The organism is Chryseobacterium cheonjiense (assembly GCF_012927265.1).
Lineage (GTDB): Bacteria > Bacteroidota > Bacteroidia > Flavobacteriales > Weeksellaceae > Chryseobacterium > Chryseobacterium cheonjiense.
Map to the genome: position 1 here is coordinate 1,380,175 of NZ_JABBGF010000001.1, position 19,531 is coordinate 1,399,705.

A 19,531-nucleotide genomic window follows, 5' to 3' on the forward strand; every position below is an offset into this window, starting at 1 on the left:
AAAAATATGAAAAATTCAATTGTATTTGCAATCGTATTTTCCCTCACAGGAATTTTTGCATCAGCCCAGAATTTTGAAAAGCAGGCTCCTGTCGGTTTTGACCAAATAAAACAAAATATTCCCCATGGAAAAATTGACAGCATTCAGTATCCTTCCAAAACGGTAGGAACGGTAAGAAAAGCGTTGATTTATACACCGCCGGGTTTTAATAAAAATAAAAAATATCCTGTTCTGTATTTGCTGCACGGAATCGGAGGCGACGAAAAAGAATGGTACAAAAACGGAACGCCCCAAATCATTCTTGACAATCTTTATTCCGAAGGGAAATTAACACCCATGATCGTTGTTTTACCTAATGGCAGGGCGATAAAAGACGATCGTGCAACGGGAAAAATCATGGCAAAAGATAAGGTGGAAGCATTCGCAACTTTTGAAAAAGATTTGTTGACTGATCTTATTCCTTTTGTGGAAAAGAAATTTCCGGTAAAAAAAGACCGGGAAAACAGGGCCATTGCCGGACTTTCAATGGGAGGCGGACAAACCCTGAATTTCGGACTGGGAAATATTGATAAATTTGCCTGGGTAGGTGGTTTTTCATCTGCTCCTAATACAAAAGAACCTCAGGTTTTACTTCCGAATCCTCAAAAAGCAAAAGAATTAAAACTGATCTGGATCTCCTGCGGCGATGCCGACGGATTGATGCCGTTTAGCAAAAGAACCAGCGATTATCTCAGACAAAACAAAATTCCCCATATTTTTTACATTGAACCGGGCGGACATGATTTTAAAGTCTGGAAAAATGATTTGTACATATTTTCACAGCTCATTTTTAAACCCGTAGATCAGACTGCATTTCCCAATTTTACCGTGTTGGGGATTCCTGCTGAATCTAACATAAGGAATGCCCAGTTTCCACAGATTTTACCTAACGGAAAGGCTATTTTCAGAGTGAAAGCACCGGAAGCACAGAAAGTACAGATTGATCTTGGTAAAAAATATGATCTTTCAAAAGACCAGGACGGTATCTGGAAAGCCACAACAGATTCTTTAAGTGAAGGTTTTCATTATTACTCCTTATTAATTGATAACGTTGCCGTTGCCGATCCTTCCAGCAAAACCTTTTACGGGATGGGAAGATATGCAAGCGGTATAGAAGTGCCTTTTGCGGGTGATGGATACTACGCAATGAAAGATGTTCCGCATGGCGATATCAGAATTCAGAATTTTTTCTCAAAAGTAACCAACTCATGGCGAAGAGTGTTCATTTACACACCTCCGGGCTACAATAAAAATCAGAATGAAAAATATCCTGTTCTCTATATTTTGCACGGCGGCGGCGAAGATGAAAGCGGCTGGGCAATGCAGGGGAAAACGAATTTTATTCTGGACAATTTAATTGCCGAAGGTAAAGCAAAACCAATGATCATCGTAATGCCGGATGCCAACATCGGACCTGCCGGGTTCGGAAGCTTCGGAGCCAGGAATCTGCAGATGTTTGATAAAGAATTAAAGGAATCTGTAATTCCATTTACTGAATCTAATTTCAGGGTTAAAAAAGATGCAGCGAACAGAGCACTGGCCGGACTTTCAATGGGAGGAATTTATACCCTGCATACAGGCGTTCAGAATTCAGATATGTTTTCTTCCTTAGGCGTTTTCAGCTCAGGATGGATTCTCCCGTCTCTTCAGGAAGTAGCTGATAGTGAATATAAATTTATGAATGACAACAAAGAAAAAATCAATTCCAATATAAAAAACTTCTGGATTTCAATGGGCGGAAAAGAAGATATTGCCTATAAAAATTGTCAGATTATGATGAAAAAACTGGATGAGTTAGGCATTAAGTATTCGTATTCCGAGTATCCCGGAGGTCACACCTGGCCGGTCTGGAGAAACAACCTTTACAATTTTGCTCAGCTGCTGTTTAAAGATTCTGAATAGTTTAGCAGTTACACAGCCGTGTAAATTTAAAAGAGATAATACATTTCTTTTATTATGATGATAAAAAAATGAAAGCTTACAATTTAATTCCAATCCAAATCACAAAAAATGAACTTCAATACCATCAGAAATAAGGCGTTTATCGTAACGATTGTAATAGTTTCGGGAAATTTCAATGCACAGTCTTACAGAAAAACAGACTCAGGCATCAGCGTTACTGTAGAAAATGCAACTGTTGAAGTAAAATGGTATGGTGAAAATACGGTAAGAATCATTAAGTATCCATCTGGAAAAACATTCATAAAAAATAGTCTTTCCGTCATTCAAAAAGAACAGAAAACCAAATTTTCGGTTTCGGAAGGCAGGAACAATATTTTAGTAAAAACAAAAGGTCTTCAGCTTTCTATAAATAATACAACAGGAGAAATAACTTATCAGTTGCCATCAGGAAAAGAGCTTCTTAAAGAATCGGGAAACGCATTCAAACCTTTTGATGATGCCGGAAATCAAACCCTTTCTGTTTCACAGTCTTTTCAGCTTGAAAAAAATGAACCCATTTATGGTTTGGGAATTTTACAGAACGGAAAAATGTCCCAACGGAATACAGACGTGAAAATGATTCAGAATAATACCTGGGATTTTGTGCCGTTTTTTCAGTCTGTAAAAGGGTACGGTATTTTTTGGGACAATGCATCTCCCACGCAGTTTACTGATACACCGGAGAAAACATCGTTCTCTTCGGAAGTAGGAGACGGGATAGACTATTATTTTATCTACGGAAAAAATGCCGACGGAGTGATTGCAGGAATGCGCAGCCTCACAGGAAATGTGCGGATGCTTCCTTTATGGACCTACGGCTACTGGCAAAGCAAAGAGCGTTATAAAAGTCAGGATGAACTGGTAGAGGTGGTTAAAAAATACCGCAATTTAAAAGTTCCTTTAGACGGAATCATCCAGGACTGGCAGTATTGGGGGAATAATTATCAGTGGAACGCGATGGATTTCATCAGCCCCGATTTTCCCGATGCCAAAAAAATGATACAGGATATTCACGATATGAATGCGCATCTTTCCGTTTCCATCTGGTCGTCATTCGGACCGATGACCAATCAGTACCGTGAAATGGATAAAAAAGGGATGCTCTTCAATTTCAAAACCTGGCCTGAGTCAGGAAGAGACACTTGGCCTCCGGATCTGAACTATCCTTCCGGTGTCCGTGTTTACGATGCTTATAACCCTGAAGCCAGAAACATTTACTGGAAATTTTTAAATAAAGGGTTGTTCAGCCTGGGAGTAGACAGCTGGTGGATGGATTCTACGGAGCCGGACCATCTTAGCCAGAACCCCGAAGATTTAAATACCAAAACGTATCTTGGTTCCTTCCGTAAAGTGAGAAATGCCTATCCGTTGATGACCGTGGGTGGAGTTTACGATCATCAGCGCGAAACTACAAGTGATAAAAGGGTTTTTATTCTAACAAGATCGGCTTTTGCAGGTCAGCAAAGATATGCTGCCAATACTTGGTCTGGCGATATCAATTCTTCCTGGGAATCGTTGAGAAATCAGGTTCCTGCAGGACTGAATTTCAGTCTGACAGGCAATCCGAATTTCAATTCAGATATCGGAGGATTTTTCGCCGGAGTTTATAAAAGAAACGGAGGTCCCCAAAACAAAATGTTTCAGGAACTGTACGTTCGGTGGTTGCAGTATGGAACTTTCACACCCATGATGCGTTCACACGGAACCGATGTGCCGAGAGAAATTTATCAGTTTGGACAGAAAGGTGATCCGGTTTATGATGCAATAGAGAAATTCATCAGATTGCGTTACAGTATGTTGCCCTATATCTATTCAGTTTCTTGGGATGTTTCTAAAAATAATTCGAGCTTTCTGCGTGCTCTTTCAATGGATTTTTCGGTAGACAAAAAAAGCTGGGATATCAATAATGAATATCTTTTCGGAAAGTCATTTTTAGTTGCTCCGATTCTGAATGCGCAATATACTCCTGAAAAAATAGTTAAAACCGATGAAAATGAAGGCTGGAATAAAACTGATGCCAACAAAAAAGAGAATTCACTTTCCAATGTAGATTTCTCACAAAATAAAACGGTGAAAGTCTATCTTCCAGCAGGTGCAGATTGGTTTGATTTCTGGACAAATGAAAAACACAACGGAGGTCATGAAATTCAGAAAACGCTTAATCTTCAGGCTATTCCTTTATATGTAAAAGCGGGAAGCATCATTCCGTTTGGTCCCGATGTACAGTATGCGACTGAGAAAAAATGGGACAATCTTACCATTAAAGTTTATCCCGGAACCGATGCGGATTTCATCTTGTACGAAGATGAATTTGATAATTACAATTACGAAAAAGGAAGCTATACTGAAATTCCTTTTCACTGGAACGAAAAATCAAAAACATTAACGATTGATGCACGGAAAGGTAAATATCCGGGAATGATTGAGAAAAGGAACTTTCATATAATGCTACCGGATGGGCGGGAGAAATCAATTAATTATTCTGGGAAGAACGTGACGGTAAATTTTAAATGATAAAGCTTATTCATGAAACAACGTCTAATAAATAACAAACTATTCATCCTAATTCTGTTTTTTGCAGCAAGAACTTTCGCGCAACAAACTTCAGGAATCGCAGAAAATATCATTTCAGATGATAAAGGTTTTCCTATTGTTTCAAAAGAAGGAAAAGTTGCCGATTTATTTTATGATGCATCCGAAGATGTTGCTGTTATTCGTGCTGCAAAAGATTTACAAACAGACATTCAGAAAGTAACGGGTAAATTACCGAACCTTTCTGCAACAGAAACTTCTGCCGAGTTTGAAATCATCATCGGAACAGTTGGAACCAATAAGCAGATTGACCAATTAATTTCCTCAAAAAAAATCAATGCTAAAGATTTGAAAGGAAAGTGGGAAAGTTTTGTCATTACAACCATAGAAAATTCAAATTCTAAAAAACAACTTGTCATCGCAGGAAGTGACAGACGGGGAACAATTTATGGAATTTACGAAATCTCAAAACAGCTCGGTGTTTCACCTTGGCATTGGTGGAATGATGTTCCCGTTAAGAAACGTTCTGCAGCGTATGTCATTCCGGGATATTTTGCTTCGGGCGAGCCAAAAGTAAAATACCGCGGGATTTTTATCAATGATGAAGAGCCTGCTTTCGGAACTTGGGCAAGAACTAAATTCGGAGGTGTCAACAGCAAAATGTACGCGAATATGTTTGAGCTTCTGCTGCGTCTCAGAGCCAATTATCTTTGGCCTGCGATGTGGGGAAAAGCCTTTAACGAAGACGATCCTCTTAATCCAAAAATAGCTGATGAATATGGAATCGTAATGGGAACTTCGCATCACGAACCTATGATGCGCGCTCAAAAAGAATGGGGAAATCATCGCAGAGAATACGGAAACGGAGAATGGAATTACCATACGAACAAAGACGCGCTTCTGAAATTCTGGGAAGACGGATTCCATCGGAACAAAAATTATGACAATCTCTTAACAATGGGAATGCGTGGTGACGGAGACGAACCGATGACCGATTTAGGAAGTGCCGAAGCCAATTTCAGACAGCTGGAGCAGATAATGACCGACCAAAGAAAAGTCATTGAAAAAGTGACAGGGAAACCTGCAAAAAAGACCCCTCAACTTTGGGCTTTGTACAGTGAAGTTTTGGAATATTACGACCAGGGAATGAAAGTTCCTGACGATGTCATTATTTTACTTTGCGATGATAATTGGGGAAATGTACGACGACTTCCTGACTTGAATTCCAAAAAACATCCGGGCGGTTACGGAATGTACTATCACGTTGATCTGCACGGTGCGCCGAGAGCCTATCAATGGCTGAATATGACGCAGATTCCGCATATGTGGGAACAGTTGCAGTTAACGTACAGTTACGGTGTTGATAAAATCTGGATTCTGAATGTCGGAGATTTAAAACCTAACGAATACCCAATGGATTTTTTCCTGAATATGGCGTGGAACCCCAATTCTTTTACACAGGACAATCTCGAAATTTATTCGGTGAAGTTTGCAGAAGAACATTTTGGAAAGACCAATGCCAAAGAAATTGCAGAAATCATTAATCTTTACTGTAAATACAATTCAAGAGTTTCAGCAGAAATGCTGAACGATAAAACATACAATCTTCAAAGCGGTGAATTTTTGCAGGTAAGAGACGGATATTTAGCTTTGGAAACAAGAGCTTTGAGACAATTCATCAATTTAGATGAGGTTTATAAAGACACTTATAAACAGATTGTTTTGCATCCCGTCCGTGCAATGGCGAATCTTTACGACATGTATTATGCCGTTGCAATGAATCATAAACTGGCAGCAGAAAAAGATTTAAAAGCCAATGAGTGGGCAGATTATGCCGATGAATGTTTTGCGAGAGATGCAGAATATACCAAAGATTACAACCTCAATATTTCCAACGGAAAATGGAACCACATGATGGACCAGACGCACATTGGTTACAAATCCTGGGACGAACCAAAGGAAGGAAATATCAAGCCAACTGTTTACAGAATTACGAAAGAAGAAGCCAAAACAGGCGGTTATATTTTTGAAGAAAAGAATGGTGTAGTTGCAATGGAAGCCGAACATTTTTTTGAGGTTAAAGCTTCAACAAATACAAAATGGACGGTCATTCCTGATTTGGGGAGAACACTTTCCGGGATTGCATTGATGCCTTATACGGAAAAAACTACTGGTTCAGCGATAACCTATCAATTTAATCTAAAAAATGAACCTTCCGAGGTAAAAATTCATTTCATTTTTGATTCCACACTTCCGTTCAGAAAAGGCGGACACAGTGTAAAGGCTTATCTTGATAAAAACAACTCAAAAATAATAGGTATCAATCAGGATTTGACATGGGCAAATAATTACACCAAAATGTATCCTGCCGCAGCAGCAAGAATTGTGGAAAAAGTTGAAACATTTGTTGTTCCGTCAAATCAAAACGGCAATTTTACTTTGACTCTAGAACCTCTTGACCCTGGAATTGTACTGCACAAAATCATCATAGACAACGGCGGTTATGAAGAAACGTATTTGAAAATGGATGAAAGTCCTTATAAAAGGTAAATATTCGAGATATGAAAAATTTAAAAGATATTCTATTATTATTTTTATTCATTTTTACTTCAAATCTGAATTTTGCTCAGGGTGAAACATCAAAAATTTCAGCCAAAAGAGAATTCCGATACACCAATCCGATTACCAGAGATTCTGCCATTTCTATGCGCGACCATTTCATCATTAAGGTTGATGATTTGTGGTATTGTGTGGGAACTTCCAATCCTGTCTGGGAAGGCAAAAATCCCGGAGTCAGGATGTTGGTTTCAAAAGATTTGGTCAATTGGAAACAGCATTCCTTTCTCATTGATGCTAAAAAACTTCCCAAAGATTGTCCTTATGACGGTCGCTTCTGGGCTCCCGAAATTCATTATATAAAAGGGAAATATTATTTGATTGTAAACAGCGGAAAGGTAACCAAAGAAGACCCTAAAGGAATGGCAACACACAGCATTTGGTTGTTTTCGGCTGATAAAGTGACAGGGCCATACAAACTGTTGAATGGTCCGCTGACTCCACAATATAACAACGATGCCACTTTGTTCGAGGATGAGGACGGACAGGTTTATCTGTATTGCAGTGGAAATGGATTGTTTCAGGCTAAAATTGATTTAAAAACAGGAAAATTAACCACGTCTATTCAAAAATTCTTAGATAAAAAACAACAGGGCTGGCCGGAATGGATGGTCGGCGGAATCGAAGGACCTTTCGTGACTAAAAAAGAAGGAACGTATTTTATGTTTTTCTCCACGTGGACAAGAGGTTATGAAGTGGGTTTGCTGAAATCAAAATCACCGTTGGGACCTTGGGAACTTGCTTCCCCTGAACCGATTTTCGGAACCCGCAAAAAAGGCTACAGACAACAAATGGCAAAAGATGGAGGATACGAAAACCTTCAGTTTACAGACACTGAAGACCCTTATCAGGAAACGGGGCACAACGCATTATTCATCGGCCCGGACGGAAATCTCTGGAATTCCTGCCACTACTTTATGTACGAAAAACGACCCTATCCGTACAGTCAGACCTTTGAGCCTTGGGAACTGGGTCCGCAAATGGGAATCGAGCCGGTGCATTACAAGGACGGAATGTTTTACATTCATCCGCCAACCTGGACGGAACAAATCATTAAATATTAATAATTAATATGATAAAGAAATATATACTGAATTTTGGGTTGTTGTTTCTGGGAGTATCACTAAACGCCCAGAATCCCATCATTCAGACCAAATTTACGGCAGATCCTGCACTGATGGTCTACAAAGACACGGTTTTTCTGTATACAAGTCATGATGAAGATGATGCATTCGGGTTTAAAATGAAAAACTGGTTGCTGTACACGTCCACGGATATGGTCAACTGGACAGACCACGGCGTTGTGGCTTCCCTTAAAGATTTCAAATGGACCGATCCGGAAAACGGAGCATGGGCGCCGCAGGTAATCGAAAGAAACGGAAAATTTTATATGTATTGCCCGATGCCCGGACAAAGAGGAATCGGTGTTTTGATGGCTGATAGTCCATATGGCCCTTTCAGTGATCCGATAGGAAAACCTTTGGTTAAAAATTCAAGCGACGATATAGACCCTACGGTCCTGATTGATGATGACGGACAAGCTTACCTGTATTGGGGAAATCCAAACCTTTGGTATGTGAAGCTGAACGAAGATATGATTTCGGTAAATGGCGATATTGTAAAAGATCCATCTGTGGCCAAGATCAAAGGCTCTCCTGACCCTTTTCATTATCAGGAAGGACCCTGGGCGTGGAAAAGAAACGGAAAATATTATATGGCCTATGCATCTACCTGCTGTCCCGAAGGAATCGGTTATGCAATGGGAAAATCGGCAACCGGACCGTGGGAATTTAAAGGAATGATTATGGACAGCGACAAACGTTCCAACGGAAATCATCCGGGAATCATTGATTATAAAGGTAAATCTTATGTTTTCGGATTCAATTACAATATAGGAAAACAGACGATGAGTAAACATTACGAGAGACGTTCTGTCTGCGTAAGTGAAATGAAATACAATGCTGACGGTACCATTCAGAAGCTTCCGTTCTGGGATTCGGAAGGTGTACAAAGAATTGCAACGCTTAATCCATATCAAAGAATAGAAGCCGAAACCATCGCTTTTAGCGAAGGTCTGAAAACCGAAAAAATGACCGAATGGGAAAGAAACAATCCTTATGATACCGGTAAAAAAATCACCGATCGTATCGTTGTATCGTCGGTCAACAATGGAGACTATATCAAAGTCCAGGGCGTAAACTTTTCCAAAGGAACCCATTCTATAGAAGTTTCTGTAGCAGCATTGTACGGCGGAAAAATAGAAGTTCGTACCGATGCGATCGACGGACCTCTTTTGGGAACGGTGACAGTAACCGGAAAAGCTGAAGGTGATATTTTCAAAACCATAAAGACGCCGGTTAAGAATATGAAAGGCATTCATGATGTATATTTTGTTTTCAGAGGAGACAGAGACCTTTTCTATTTCGACTGGTGGAAGTTTAGTGCAGATTAAGCCGTATTGAATCGGAATTTAGGATCAATAGGAATGGGCAATGTTATCCTGAGCTTGTCGAAGGAAGCCCATTTTATAAAGCAAGAATAAGGTTGGCTTTAGCCAAAACTTAATTTTTTTTATGAGTTACATTAATTCAGTTAAAATTCTAAAAATGTTAAGATTTAAACTATTTACTTTCATTTTTTTTATTATCGGATGCTGGCTAAGTGCGCAATCTACAGTTTGGCTGGATAAATTAGATCTCAGCGTTGCCACCCAGGGAAACGGAAAACCGGGTATCAATACTTCGGTGGACGGAAAAAAACTGACGGTTGCCGGAGATACATTCGACAGGGGTTTCGGCACTCACGCCGAAAGTTCTTTATTGATAAAATTAAATGGTAAAGCCCACAAGTTTTCAGCATTAGTGGGATTAGATGATGAAATGAAAGGTCATGATCCTGCCGTGGAATTTGAAATTTACGGCGACAACAAAAAACTTTGGTCCAGCGGAATCATGCATTTGGGCGATAAAGCAAAACCCTTTTCGATATCATTAAAAGGAATAAAGCAGCTCGAACTTGTAGTAACGGATGGCGGAAATGGTCCTTATTACGATCACGCAGATTGGGTCAACGCAAAATTCGAAACCAACGGAATTGCTACTTTGGAAACATTCAATCCGATTGCTTCAGAACCATATATTTTAACTCCAAAACCTCCAGCAACGCCCCGTATCAACTCAGCAGGTGTTTATGGTGTTCGTCCCGGTTCGCCTTTCCTTTTCAGAATTGCAGCAACAGGGGACCGGCCGATGATTTTCTCTGCTAAAAAGCTTCACGAAGGATTAAAGCTGGATCCCGAAACAGGAATTATTACCGGAAAAATAGATTCGAAAGGAACGTATGAAGTAGAATTATCTGCAAAAAATGCAAAAGGTTCAGCCTCAAAAAAATTAAGAATAGAAGCAGGAGACAGAATTGCACTTACCCCAACGATGGGCTGGAACAGCTGGAACTGTTTCGGGCACGAAGTTTCTGCCGACAAAGTGAAACGTGCTGCCGATGCTTTGGTAAAATCTGGCTTGGTAAACCACGGCTGGAATTACATCAACATCGATGATTCGTGGCAATTTAACAGAGACGGAAAGGACCCTTCGTTTCAAGGAAAGATGCGCGATGAAAACGGTTATATTTTAACCAATTCCAAATTTCCGGATATGAAAAATCTGGGCGATTATATTCACGGAAACGGACTGAAAATGGGAATTTATTTCTCTCCCGGACCATGGACCTGCGGAGGATGCGCGGGAAGCTATGGCTACGAAAAGCAGGATGCCGAAAGCTATACAAAATGGGGCGTTGATTACCTGAAATACGACTGGTGCAGCTACGGTGGTGTCATTGACGGATTACCGGGTAATGATGGTAATAAAGTTCCTTCTCTTGCTTTTCAGGGCGGCGGTGATCCCGATAAAGGCGTAAAACCTTTTCGGTTAATGGGAAATTTGCTGAAACAACAGCCTAGAGATATCGTATACAATCTTTGCCAATACGGAATGGGTGATGTCTGGAAATGGGGTGATGAAGTTCATGCTCAGTCATGGCGCACTACCAATGATATAACGGACACCTGGGCTAGCGTAAAAAATATTGCATTGGCTCAGGAGAAAGCTGCTTCTTACGCAAAACCGGGCAACTGGAATGATCCGGATATGCTGGTGGTAGGAATAGTAGGCTGGGGAAATCCGCACCAGAGCCGTTTAAAACCGGACGAACAATACCTCCACATCAGCCTTTGGAGTATTTTTTCGGCACCATTGCTGATTGGCTGCGATCTCGAAAAACTGGATGATTTTACCTTAAACCTTCTGACAAACGATGAGGTGATTGCCGTTAATCAGGATGCTTTGGGAAAACAAGGTGTTTGCTTACATACTATCGGCGAACTCAGAATTTATGTAAAAGAGCTGGAAGACGGAGGAAAAGCCGTTGCTTTCGCTAATTTCGGAAGGGAAAAAGTTAAGTTGCCGTATAAAGATTTCAAAAAATTAGGAATTTCAGGGACTCAGAGTGTAAGAGATCTCTGGAGACAGAAAAACATTGCAGAAATCAATACCGATAAAGAAATCCTTTTATTGGATATTCCCGCGCACGGCGTTGTCTACTATAAATTTATTCCAACAAAATAATAATAACTATGATTCATCGAAATTTAAAATATATTGCATTGCCTTTTCTGTTGGCAACCACTGCTGTTTTTGCTCAGAACCCGGTTGTTCAGACGCATTTTACACCCGATCCGGCACCAATGGTGTATAAAAACAAACTGTATGTATACACGGGAGACGATCAGCCGGGATTTGATTTTTATACGATGACCAAATGGCGGGTTCATTCAACTGAAGATATGGTAAACTGGACGGATCATGGTGTTCCCATTTCTTTAGAATCCTTCAACTGGGCGAGGGATAGAGCTTGGGCGGCACAATGCATCGAACGAAATGGTAAATTTTACTGGTATATCTGTGCTCAGACTGTTGATAATAATATGGCGATTGGTGTTGCCGTTTCAGATAGCCCTGTCGGACCTTTTAAGGATGCACTCGGAAAACCATTAATTTCAACAGGGACATGGGATAATATCGATCCTACCGTTTTTATTGATGATGACGGACAGGCTTACCTCTATTGGGGAAACAGCAAATTATTTTATGCTAAACTAAATAAGGATATGATTTCTTATGCCGGAAAAATTACGGAAATTACACAATCGGCAGAATCTTTCGGGGGATTGAGACGTCCCGGAAGAAGTGATGAGGTTTTACAAAAGCAGGAAAAGTTTGATGATGTTTACGTAGAAGGTCCGTGGCTGTACAAAAGAAACAATCAATATTACATGATGTATGCAGGTATGACCGGAAAAACGGAATGTTTATCATATGCAACCAGCGAATCACCAACTGGGCCATGGAAATATCAGGGAAAAATTATGACCGATCAGCCCACAAACAGCTTTACCAATCACGGAGGAATTATCGATTTTAAAGGGAAATCCTACTTGTTTTACCATACCGGACTTTTACCAAACGGCGGAAGTTACGGACGGTCTACTGCTGTTGAAGAATTTAAATACAATGCCGATGGAAGTATTCCAAAAATAAAAATGACTAGGGAAGGAGTAAGCTCTGTCGGAACATTAGATCCTTACAAAAGAAATGAGGCGGAAACCATGGCCTGGTCGGAAAAATGCAGCACTTTAGAAAATAAAAAAAACGGAGTTTTTGTTTCCGATACCAGAGTGGGTGGATTTATAAAAGTCCGTGCAGTGGATTTCGGAACTGGCGCTGCAGAATTTTCAGCTTCAGTTGCCGCGGGAATTGACGGCGGAATTTTAGAAGTTCATCTGGATGAGGTAAAAGGACCTAAGATTGCCGCGGTTGATATTCCAAGAACCGGTGGCTGGGAAGATTTTAAAACAATATCATCAAAAATTTCAGAAAAGGTTTCCGGTGTTCACGATGTCTATTTTGTATTCCAGGGGAAAAATATTACTGCAGGAAGAAAGCTGTTTAATTTCGATTATTGGAGCTTTAAGAAAAAATAGAGCGCTACCACAAAGTATCAATGACGATTATGAAGTTTTCAAACATAAAAATCTTTGATTTTTAATCTCATGTGATCTGAAATATGTGCAAAGTTGGAACTAAAACCTATGTGTCTCATGTGCGAAAAACTTGTGTATAGACTCTGTAAAATTTTAGATAGATATAAAAGATAAGTTCATTCTTAAATGATGACTGAACAACAACTACAAATAAAATATGAAAAATACGATACAATCTATATTGGGTTTGTTTTTAATGATTTCAGGAGCAGTTTCTGCCCAGAATCCTATCATTCAGACTAATTACACCGCAGATCCGGCTCCGATGGTTTACAATGGAAGGCTCTACGTTTACACTACGCATGATGAAGATGATTCCACTTGGTTTACGATGAACGATTGGAAAGTTTATTCCACCAATGACATGGTAAACTGGACCGACCATGGAACCATTCTTTCTTATAACGATTTTGAATGGGCAAAACGAGATGCATGGGCTGCTCAGTGCGTGGAAAGAAACGGCAAATTCTTTATGTATGTTCCGATGTGGTCTAAAACCAATAATAAAGGCGCGATTGGTGTTGCTGTTGGGGACAGTCCGTTCGGGCCGTTTCATGATCCGTTGGGAAAACCGCTGGTACAGAGCGAATGGGGCGATATCGATCCCACCGTTTTTGTTGATGATGACGGACAGGCACATATGTACTGGGGAAACCCGAAGCTGAAATATGTTAAATTAAATGAAGATATGATTTCCTGCTCAGGAAATATCATTGAAGTACCCATGACCGAAGAATCATTCGGAAAAAGAGACGGAAAACCCAATCCTGAAAGACCCTCAAAATATGAGGAAGGGCCTTGGCTGTATAAACGAAAAAATTTATATTACCTTTTCTGGCCGGGTGGTCCGCTTCCCGAATTTATAGGATATTCTACCAGCAAAAATCCACAGGGACCATGGAAATACGGCGGAATTATTATGCCTGCCGAAGGAAAATCTTTTACCAACCATCCCGGAGTCATTGATTTTAAAGGAAAAACATATTTCTTCTATCATAATGGTGCTTTGCCGGGCGGGAGCGGATTTACACGTTCTGTCAGCGTTCAGGAACTGGAATTCAACAAAGATGGTTCTATTTCACCATTTGCGATGACGAACGGAATTACCAAAGCCATCGCAACAGTAAATCCTTACAGTTTCAATCAGGCGGAAACCATCGCATGGTCGGAAAATGTAAAATCGTATCAGAACAAAGAAGCCGGTGTTTTTATTAAAGCCAAAAAAAGCGGTGCTTACACCAGTGTGAAAAATGTGGATTTTGGAAAAAATGGTGCCAAAGTATTTTCCGCAAGAGTAGGAACCACACACAACAGCGAGGTAACGATGGATGTTCATCTGGACAGTATTACCGGACCGGCAGTAGCCACAATAAAAGTTCCCTTGACCGGTGGAGACGACCGATGGGAAACTGTAAAGACCGAGTTAAAGGAAAAAATTACCGGTGTTCACGATGTATATTTTGTATTTAACGGAAAAGCAGCAAAGGATGTTATGTTTTTCGACTATTGGACTTTTCTTGAAAATAAATGATTATGATTAAAATAATATCTTACGTATCACTACTATTATGCCTGTTGAGCGGAATTTCAATTTTTGCCCAGGTTGCAGAGGTTATCAGTCCCGATGCAAAACTGAAGCTGAATGTCTTTTCGGAAAATGGTAAAGCGTTATACAACGTAACCTATCAGGGAAAAGTTATGCTGGAGAAATCTTCGTTAGGTTTAATCACCAATGAATCTGATTTTTCTCAAAATTTAAAATTTACCGACAGCAAAAAAGATCAGTTTGCAAAAACCTATACCAACGAAAAAATTAAAAAATCGCAGGTCAATTATAAAGCCAATACATTAACGGTTAATTTTACTAATGCAGATCAGTTCAGCATCAGTATTGAATTTCAGGTAAGTAATAACAATATTGCATTCCGATATCATCTTTTACCCATGAAAGACCGTTTGAGTGCAGTTGTAACATCAGAAATTACCGGTTACCGGTTTCCCTTTCAGACCACTACCTTTCTTTCTCCCATGATGAAGCCGATGACCGGGTTTGCCCGTACGGCGCCAAGCTATGAAAGCGGGTATAAAGCAGATGCGGAACTCGGAGCCAAAGCTGATTACGGATATGTTTTTCCAGGATTATTTCACCTCGGAAATAACGGCTGGATATTGCTTTCGGAAACAGGAGTGAACAGTTTATACTGTGCCTCCCATCTGGAAACGACTTCTGAAAAGAGTCTGTACAAAGTTGCTTATCCCAATATGGCTGAAAACAATGGATTCGGAAGTACGGGGGCAGCAATTTCCCTGCCCGGATCAACACCATGGAGAACCATTACCGTGGGAGAATCTTTACAGCCGATTGTAGAAACTACGGTTCCTTTTGATGTGGTGGAACCGATGTATGAACCCTCCCGGAAATATCAGTTCGGAAAATCTACCTGGAGCTGGATTCTCTGGCAGGATAACAGTATGAATTATGATGATCAGGTGAAATTCATTGATCTCGCTGCTGCATTAAACTTTCAATATATCCTGATGGATGCGCTTTGGGACAAAAACATCGGCAAAGACCGAATGAAGGAGCTCATTCAGTATGCAAAATCCAAAAATGTTGGCGTTATGCTTTGGTACAATTCCAATGGCGCTGCCAATGATGCACCAATGGGACCAAGAAATAAAATGAGTTCTTCCGTTGAACGCAAAAAAGAAATGAAATGGCTGAAGGAAGTTGGCGTAAAAGGATTAAAGGTCGATTTCTTCGGCGGCGATAAGCAGGAAACCATGCGTCTTTATGAAGATATTCTTTCGGATGCGAATGATTTTGGGTTAACGATTATTTTCCACGGAACCACATTACCGAGAGGCTGGGAAGTCATGTATCCGAATTATGCCGGAAGCGAAGCCGTTTTAGCATCAGAAATGCTGTATTTTTCTGAAGATGTGCGTAAACAGGAAGCTTTTTTCGCTTCGTTGCATCCTTTTATCAGAAATACGGTGGGAAGCATGGAATTTGGGGGAACTTTCCTCAACAGGTTTTTAACAAAATCCAATAAGGATAAAAATAAAAGATACACCACAGACGGTTTTCAGCTGGCAACAGCAGTATTATTCCAGAATCCTGTTCAGATGTTCGCCGTAATGCCGAATAATCTGACGGATGCCCCGAAATTCCAGCTGGATTTTATGAAAGATATTCCTACTCTTTGGGACGAAACGGTTTTCATAGATGGGTATCCCGGAAAATATTCTGTGATAGGGAGACGACATCAGGATCAATGGTATATTGCCGGAGTAAATGCAGAAAAAACGGGTAAGAAATTAAAGATCAGGCTTCCGATGTTCGCAGGAAAAACAGTGAAATTAATCAATGATGATGCTCAGGGAAATTCTTCCGAAAAAGAAGTGAAAGTAAACAAAAACGGTGATTTCACGATAGAAATCCAGCCTAATGGAGGTTTTGTGCTGAGAAATTAGATTAAAAATTTGGGCAGCTTTATCCGCCTTCCGCTCCCGCTTTTTTGCCTACGCTTCGCTGCGGCAAAAAGAGCTCCGCTCAAGTCGGGCTGCAAAAAATTCGCTGCAATCAAAGAATCCGCAGGGTTCAATATCAATAGCCGTAGGTAAACCTATGGATAAAAGAATAAGATACATTCAACCTCATAGGTTTCAAAAACCTATGAGGTTTAGGAAAAAGAAAATAAAAAATATGAAGCATATAAAACGCTATATTCTGGTCATGCTATTCGGATTCTGCCTGCACATCAAAGCAGCACAGCCGTTCATCACCACGGAAAAAAACTCGGAAACCATTGTTTTAAAAGAGAAAAATTCAGGACTCTCGATTTTTACCAATCCGGGAATCGACAAAGGAATTCTCAGGGCCGTTAAAAGTTTGCAATCCGATTTCCAGAAAGTTACCGGAGCCGAGCCGAGTTTGCTGAATCAGCTTTCCGCACAGCAATCTCCACTAATCATCATTGGAACCGTCGGAACTAAATCGGTAATTGATGATTTAATCAGGCAAAAAAAAATTGACGGAAAATTATTAACCGGAAAAAGAGAAAAATACATGATCCAAAATGTAAGCAATCCATATCCGGGAATTTCCGAAGCCATCGTAATTGCCGGAAGCGACAAGCGCGGAACGATTTACGGAATTTACGAAATGTCCCGGCAGATTGGGGTTTCGCCCTGGTATTACTGGGCAGATGTTCCGGTTGAGGTAAAAGAAAATATCTATTTTAAAAAAGGAATCTACACCGATGGAGAGCCGGCTGTGGAATACCGCGGAATTTTCCTGAATGATGAAGAACCTTCACTCGGAGGCTGGGCGAGAGCTACTTTTGGTGGGTTCAATTCCAAATTTTATGAGAAAGTTTTTGAACTGATCCTGCGTTTAAAAGGAAATTACATCTGGCCTGCCATGTGGGGAAAAGCATTTTATGACGATGATGTGTTGAACGGACCGCTGGCAAATGAAATGGGAATTGTCATGGGAACTTCACACCACGAACCGATGGCTTTGGCACAAACCGACTGGCATCGGTATATCAAAAAAAATAATCTTCCGAACGTCTGGGATTATGCCAAAAACAGTGAAGTTTTGCAGAAATTCTGGAAATCGGGGATTGAAAGAAGCAACAACTGGGAAAGACTTGTAACGGTGGGAATGCGTGGCGACGGCGATGAAGCAATGGGAGAGGGAACGAATATTGCTCTGCTGGAAAAAATCGTAAAAGACCAACGTAAAATTATAACTGAAACTACCGGAAAAAAAGCGGAAAAAACACCGCAGGTTTGGGCATTGTACAAAGAAGTTCAGGATTATTATGACAAAGGAATGAAGGTTCCGGATGATGTGATTCTGTTGTTCTGCGATGATAACTGGGGCAATGTGCGGAAGCTTCCGGACCTTTCTAAACCTCTGCATAAAGGCGGTTACGGAATGTATTATCATTTTGATTATGTCGGAGGCCCTAGAAATTCAAAATGGATCAATATCAGTCCCATCCAGCGGGTTTGGGAGCAGATGAATCTTTCTTATGAGCATAAAGTAGACAAACTTTGGGTCGTAAATGTAGGAGATTTGAAACCCATGGAATTCCCGATCAGTTTTTTCATGGAAATGGCCTGGAATCCGAAACAGTTTAATTCAAAAAACCTTTTGGAATATACCGAAAATTGGGCAACGCAGCAGTTCGGCGAAAAATATGCTAAAGAAATTGCAAGGCTGATCAACCTATACGCAAAATACAACCGTAGAGTAACGCCGGAAACTCTTGACAGCAAAACCTACAGCCTGGAAAATTATAATGAATTTGAAACCGTTCTGAATGAGTACAGAGCTTTGGCAATCGATGCTTTACGATTAAAAGAACAGATTCCGGCCGAATATCAGGATGCTTATTACCAGATGGTTTTGTACCCGATTGATGCCTGCAGCAATTTGTATGAAATGTACTATGCTGTTGCCAAAAACAGGGAACTGGCTGCTAAAAAAGATCTTCAGGCAAATTTCTATGCAGATAAGGTGAAAGAATGTTTTGCAAGAAACGCCTATCTCGACAATCAGTACAACAATGTTATTGCAAACGGAAAATGGGCACACATGATGGACCAGATGCGCATTGGGTATAAAACCTGGGCCGACGGAAAAGAAAATATTATGCCTGAAGTTACTTATGTTTCCGAAACGGATGTTCCCAAAGAAAAAGTCTTTCAGGAGAAGAATGGCTACGTTTCGATGGAAGCTGAAAATTTTTCAGGATTGAATAATTCAGACCGGATCCATTGGGAAGTGATTCCTGATTTCGGAAAAACCAAATCCGGAGTAACAACTTTTCCTCAAAATGCTTACCCAAAAGCTGATGAAAATATATATCTTGAATATGATATTAACTTTGAATCCAAAGGGGAATTTGAGGTTCAGTTATTACTGGCTCCGACATTGAATTTTAACCATAATAAAGGGTTGCGTTACGAAATTTCTTTCGACGGACAGGCTCCGCAGGTGGTTAATTTCAACGGTCATTATAAAGGAGAACTGGGAAGATGGCAGTCAGAACATATTATTAAATCAGCTACAAAACATCTTATTTCACAGCCCGGAAAGCATAGATTACGATTCCGTGTTCTGGAACCGGGAATTGTTCTGGAAAAGATCATGATCAATACCGGAGGTTTAGAACCTTCCTATCTGGGTGCACCCGAAAGCGAAATCCTTCAATGAAATTTCAAAAAATAGTAACCACTATCAAATATGCCTATGAAATAATTATCTCTAATCTCAATTTCATGTAA

General features: G+C 40.3%; 10 protein-coding genes. All 10 read left to right on the forward strand.

What is annotated here, in order from left to right:
- Positions 1-6 precede the first annotated feature (6 nt).
- The 10 genes from HHL20_RS06275 (at position 7) to HHL20_RS06320 (ending at position 19,460) form a co-directional block, all read left to right on the forward strand.
- Positions 7-1,941, forward strand: coding sequence for an alpha/beta hydrolase-fold protein (locus HHL20_RS06275; protein ID WP_169230305.1), 1,935 nt, complete (start codon positions 7-9; stop codon positions 1,939-1,941).
- A gap of 108 nt (positions 1,942-2,049) precedes the next feature.
- Positions 2,050-4,494 (forward strand): glycoside hydrolase family 31 protein, encoded by a 2,445-nt coding sequence (locus HHL20_RS06280; RefSeq protein ID WP_169230306.1) that lies wholly within the window; start codon positions 2,050-2,052, stop codon positions 4,492-4,494.
- Between the two features lie 12 nt (positions 4,495-4,506).
- Positions 4,507-7,062 carry a glycosyl hydrolase 115 family protein gene (locus HHL20_RS06285; RefSeq protein WP_169230307.1) on the forward strand — a complete coding sequence of 852 codons (2,556 nt, stop codon included), beginning with the start codon at positions 4,507-4,509 and terminating at the stop codon, positions 7,060-7,062.
- Between the two features lie 11 nt (positions 7,063-7,073).
- Positions 7,074-8,192, forward strand: coding sequence for a glycoside hydrolase family 43 protein (locus HHL20_RS06290; protein ID WP_169230308.1), 1,119 nt, complete (start codon positions 7,074-7,076; stop codon positions 8,190-8,192).
- Positions 8,193-8,200: 8 nt separating this feature from the next.
- A complete protein-coding gene (locus HHL20_RS06295; RefSeq protein ID WP_169230309.1) occupies positions 8,201-9,580 on the forward strand; it encodes a glycoside hydrolase family 43 protein in 1,380 nt (459 codons plus the stop codon).
- 154 nt (positions 9,581-9,734) lie between these two features.
- Positions 9,735-11,753, forward strand: a complete 2,019-nt coding sequence (locus HHL20_RS06300) for an NPCBM/NEW2 domain-containing protein (RefSeq protein WP_169230310.1) — start codon at positions 9,735-9,737, stop codon at positions 11,751-11,753.
- 8 nt (positions 11,754-11,761) lie between these two features.
- Positions 11,762-13,168 (forward strand): glycoside hydrolase family 43 protein, encoded by a 1,407-nt coding sequence (locus HHL20_RS06305; protein ID WP_169230311.1) that lies wholly within the window; start codon positions 11,762-11,764, stop codon positions 13,166-13,168.
- A 217-nt stretch (positions 13,169-13,385) separates the two neighbouring features.
- Complete coding sequence (locus HHL20_RS06310) at positions 13,386-14,759, forward strand: glycoside hydrolase family 43 protein (protein WP_169230312.1); 1,374 nt, start codon at positions 13,386-13,388, stop codon at positions 14,757-14,759.
- A 2-nt stretch (positions 14,760-14,761) separates the two neighbouring features.
- Positions 14,762-16,705 (forward strand): glycoside hydrolase family 97 protein, encoded by a 1,944-nt coding sequence (locus HHL20_RS06315; RefSeq protein WP_169230313.1) that lies wholly within the window; start codon positions 14,762-14,764, stop codon positions 16,703-16,705.
- A gap of 232 nt (positions 16,706-16,937) precedes the next feature.
- Complete coding sequence (locus tag HHL20_RS06320; RefSeq protein ID WP_169230314.1) at positions 16,938-19,460, forward strand: glycosyl hydrolase 115 family protein; 2,523 nt, start codon at positions 16,938-16,940, stop codon at positions 19,458-19,460.
- Positions 19,461-19,531: the final 71 nt, after the last annotated feature.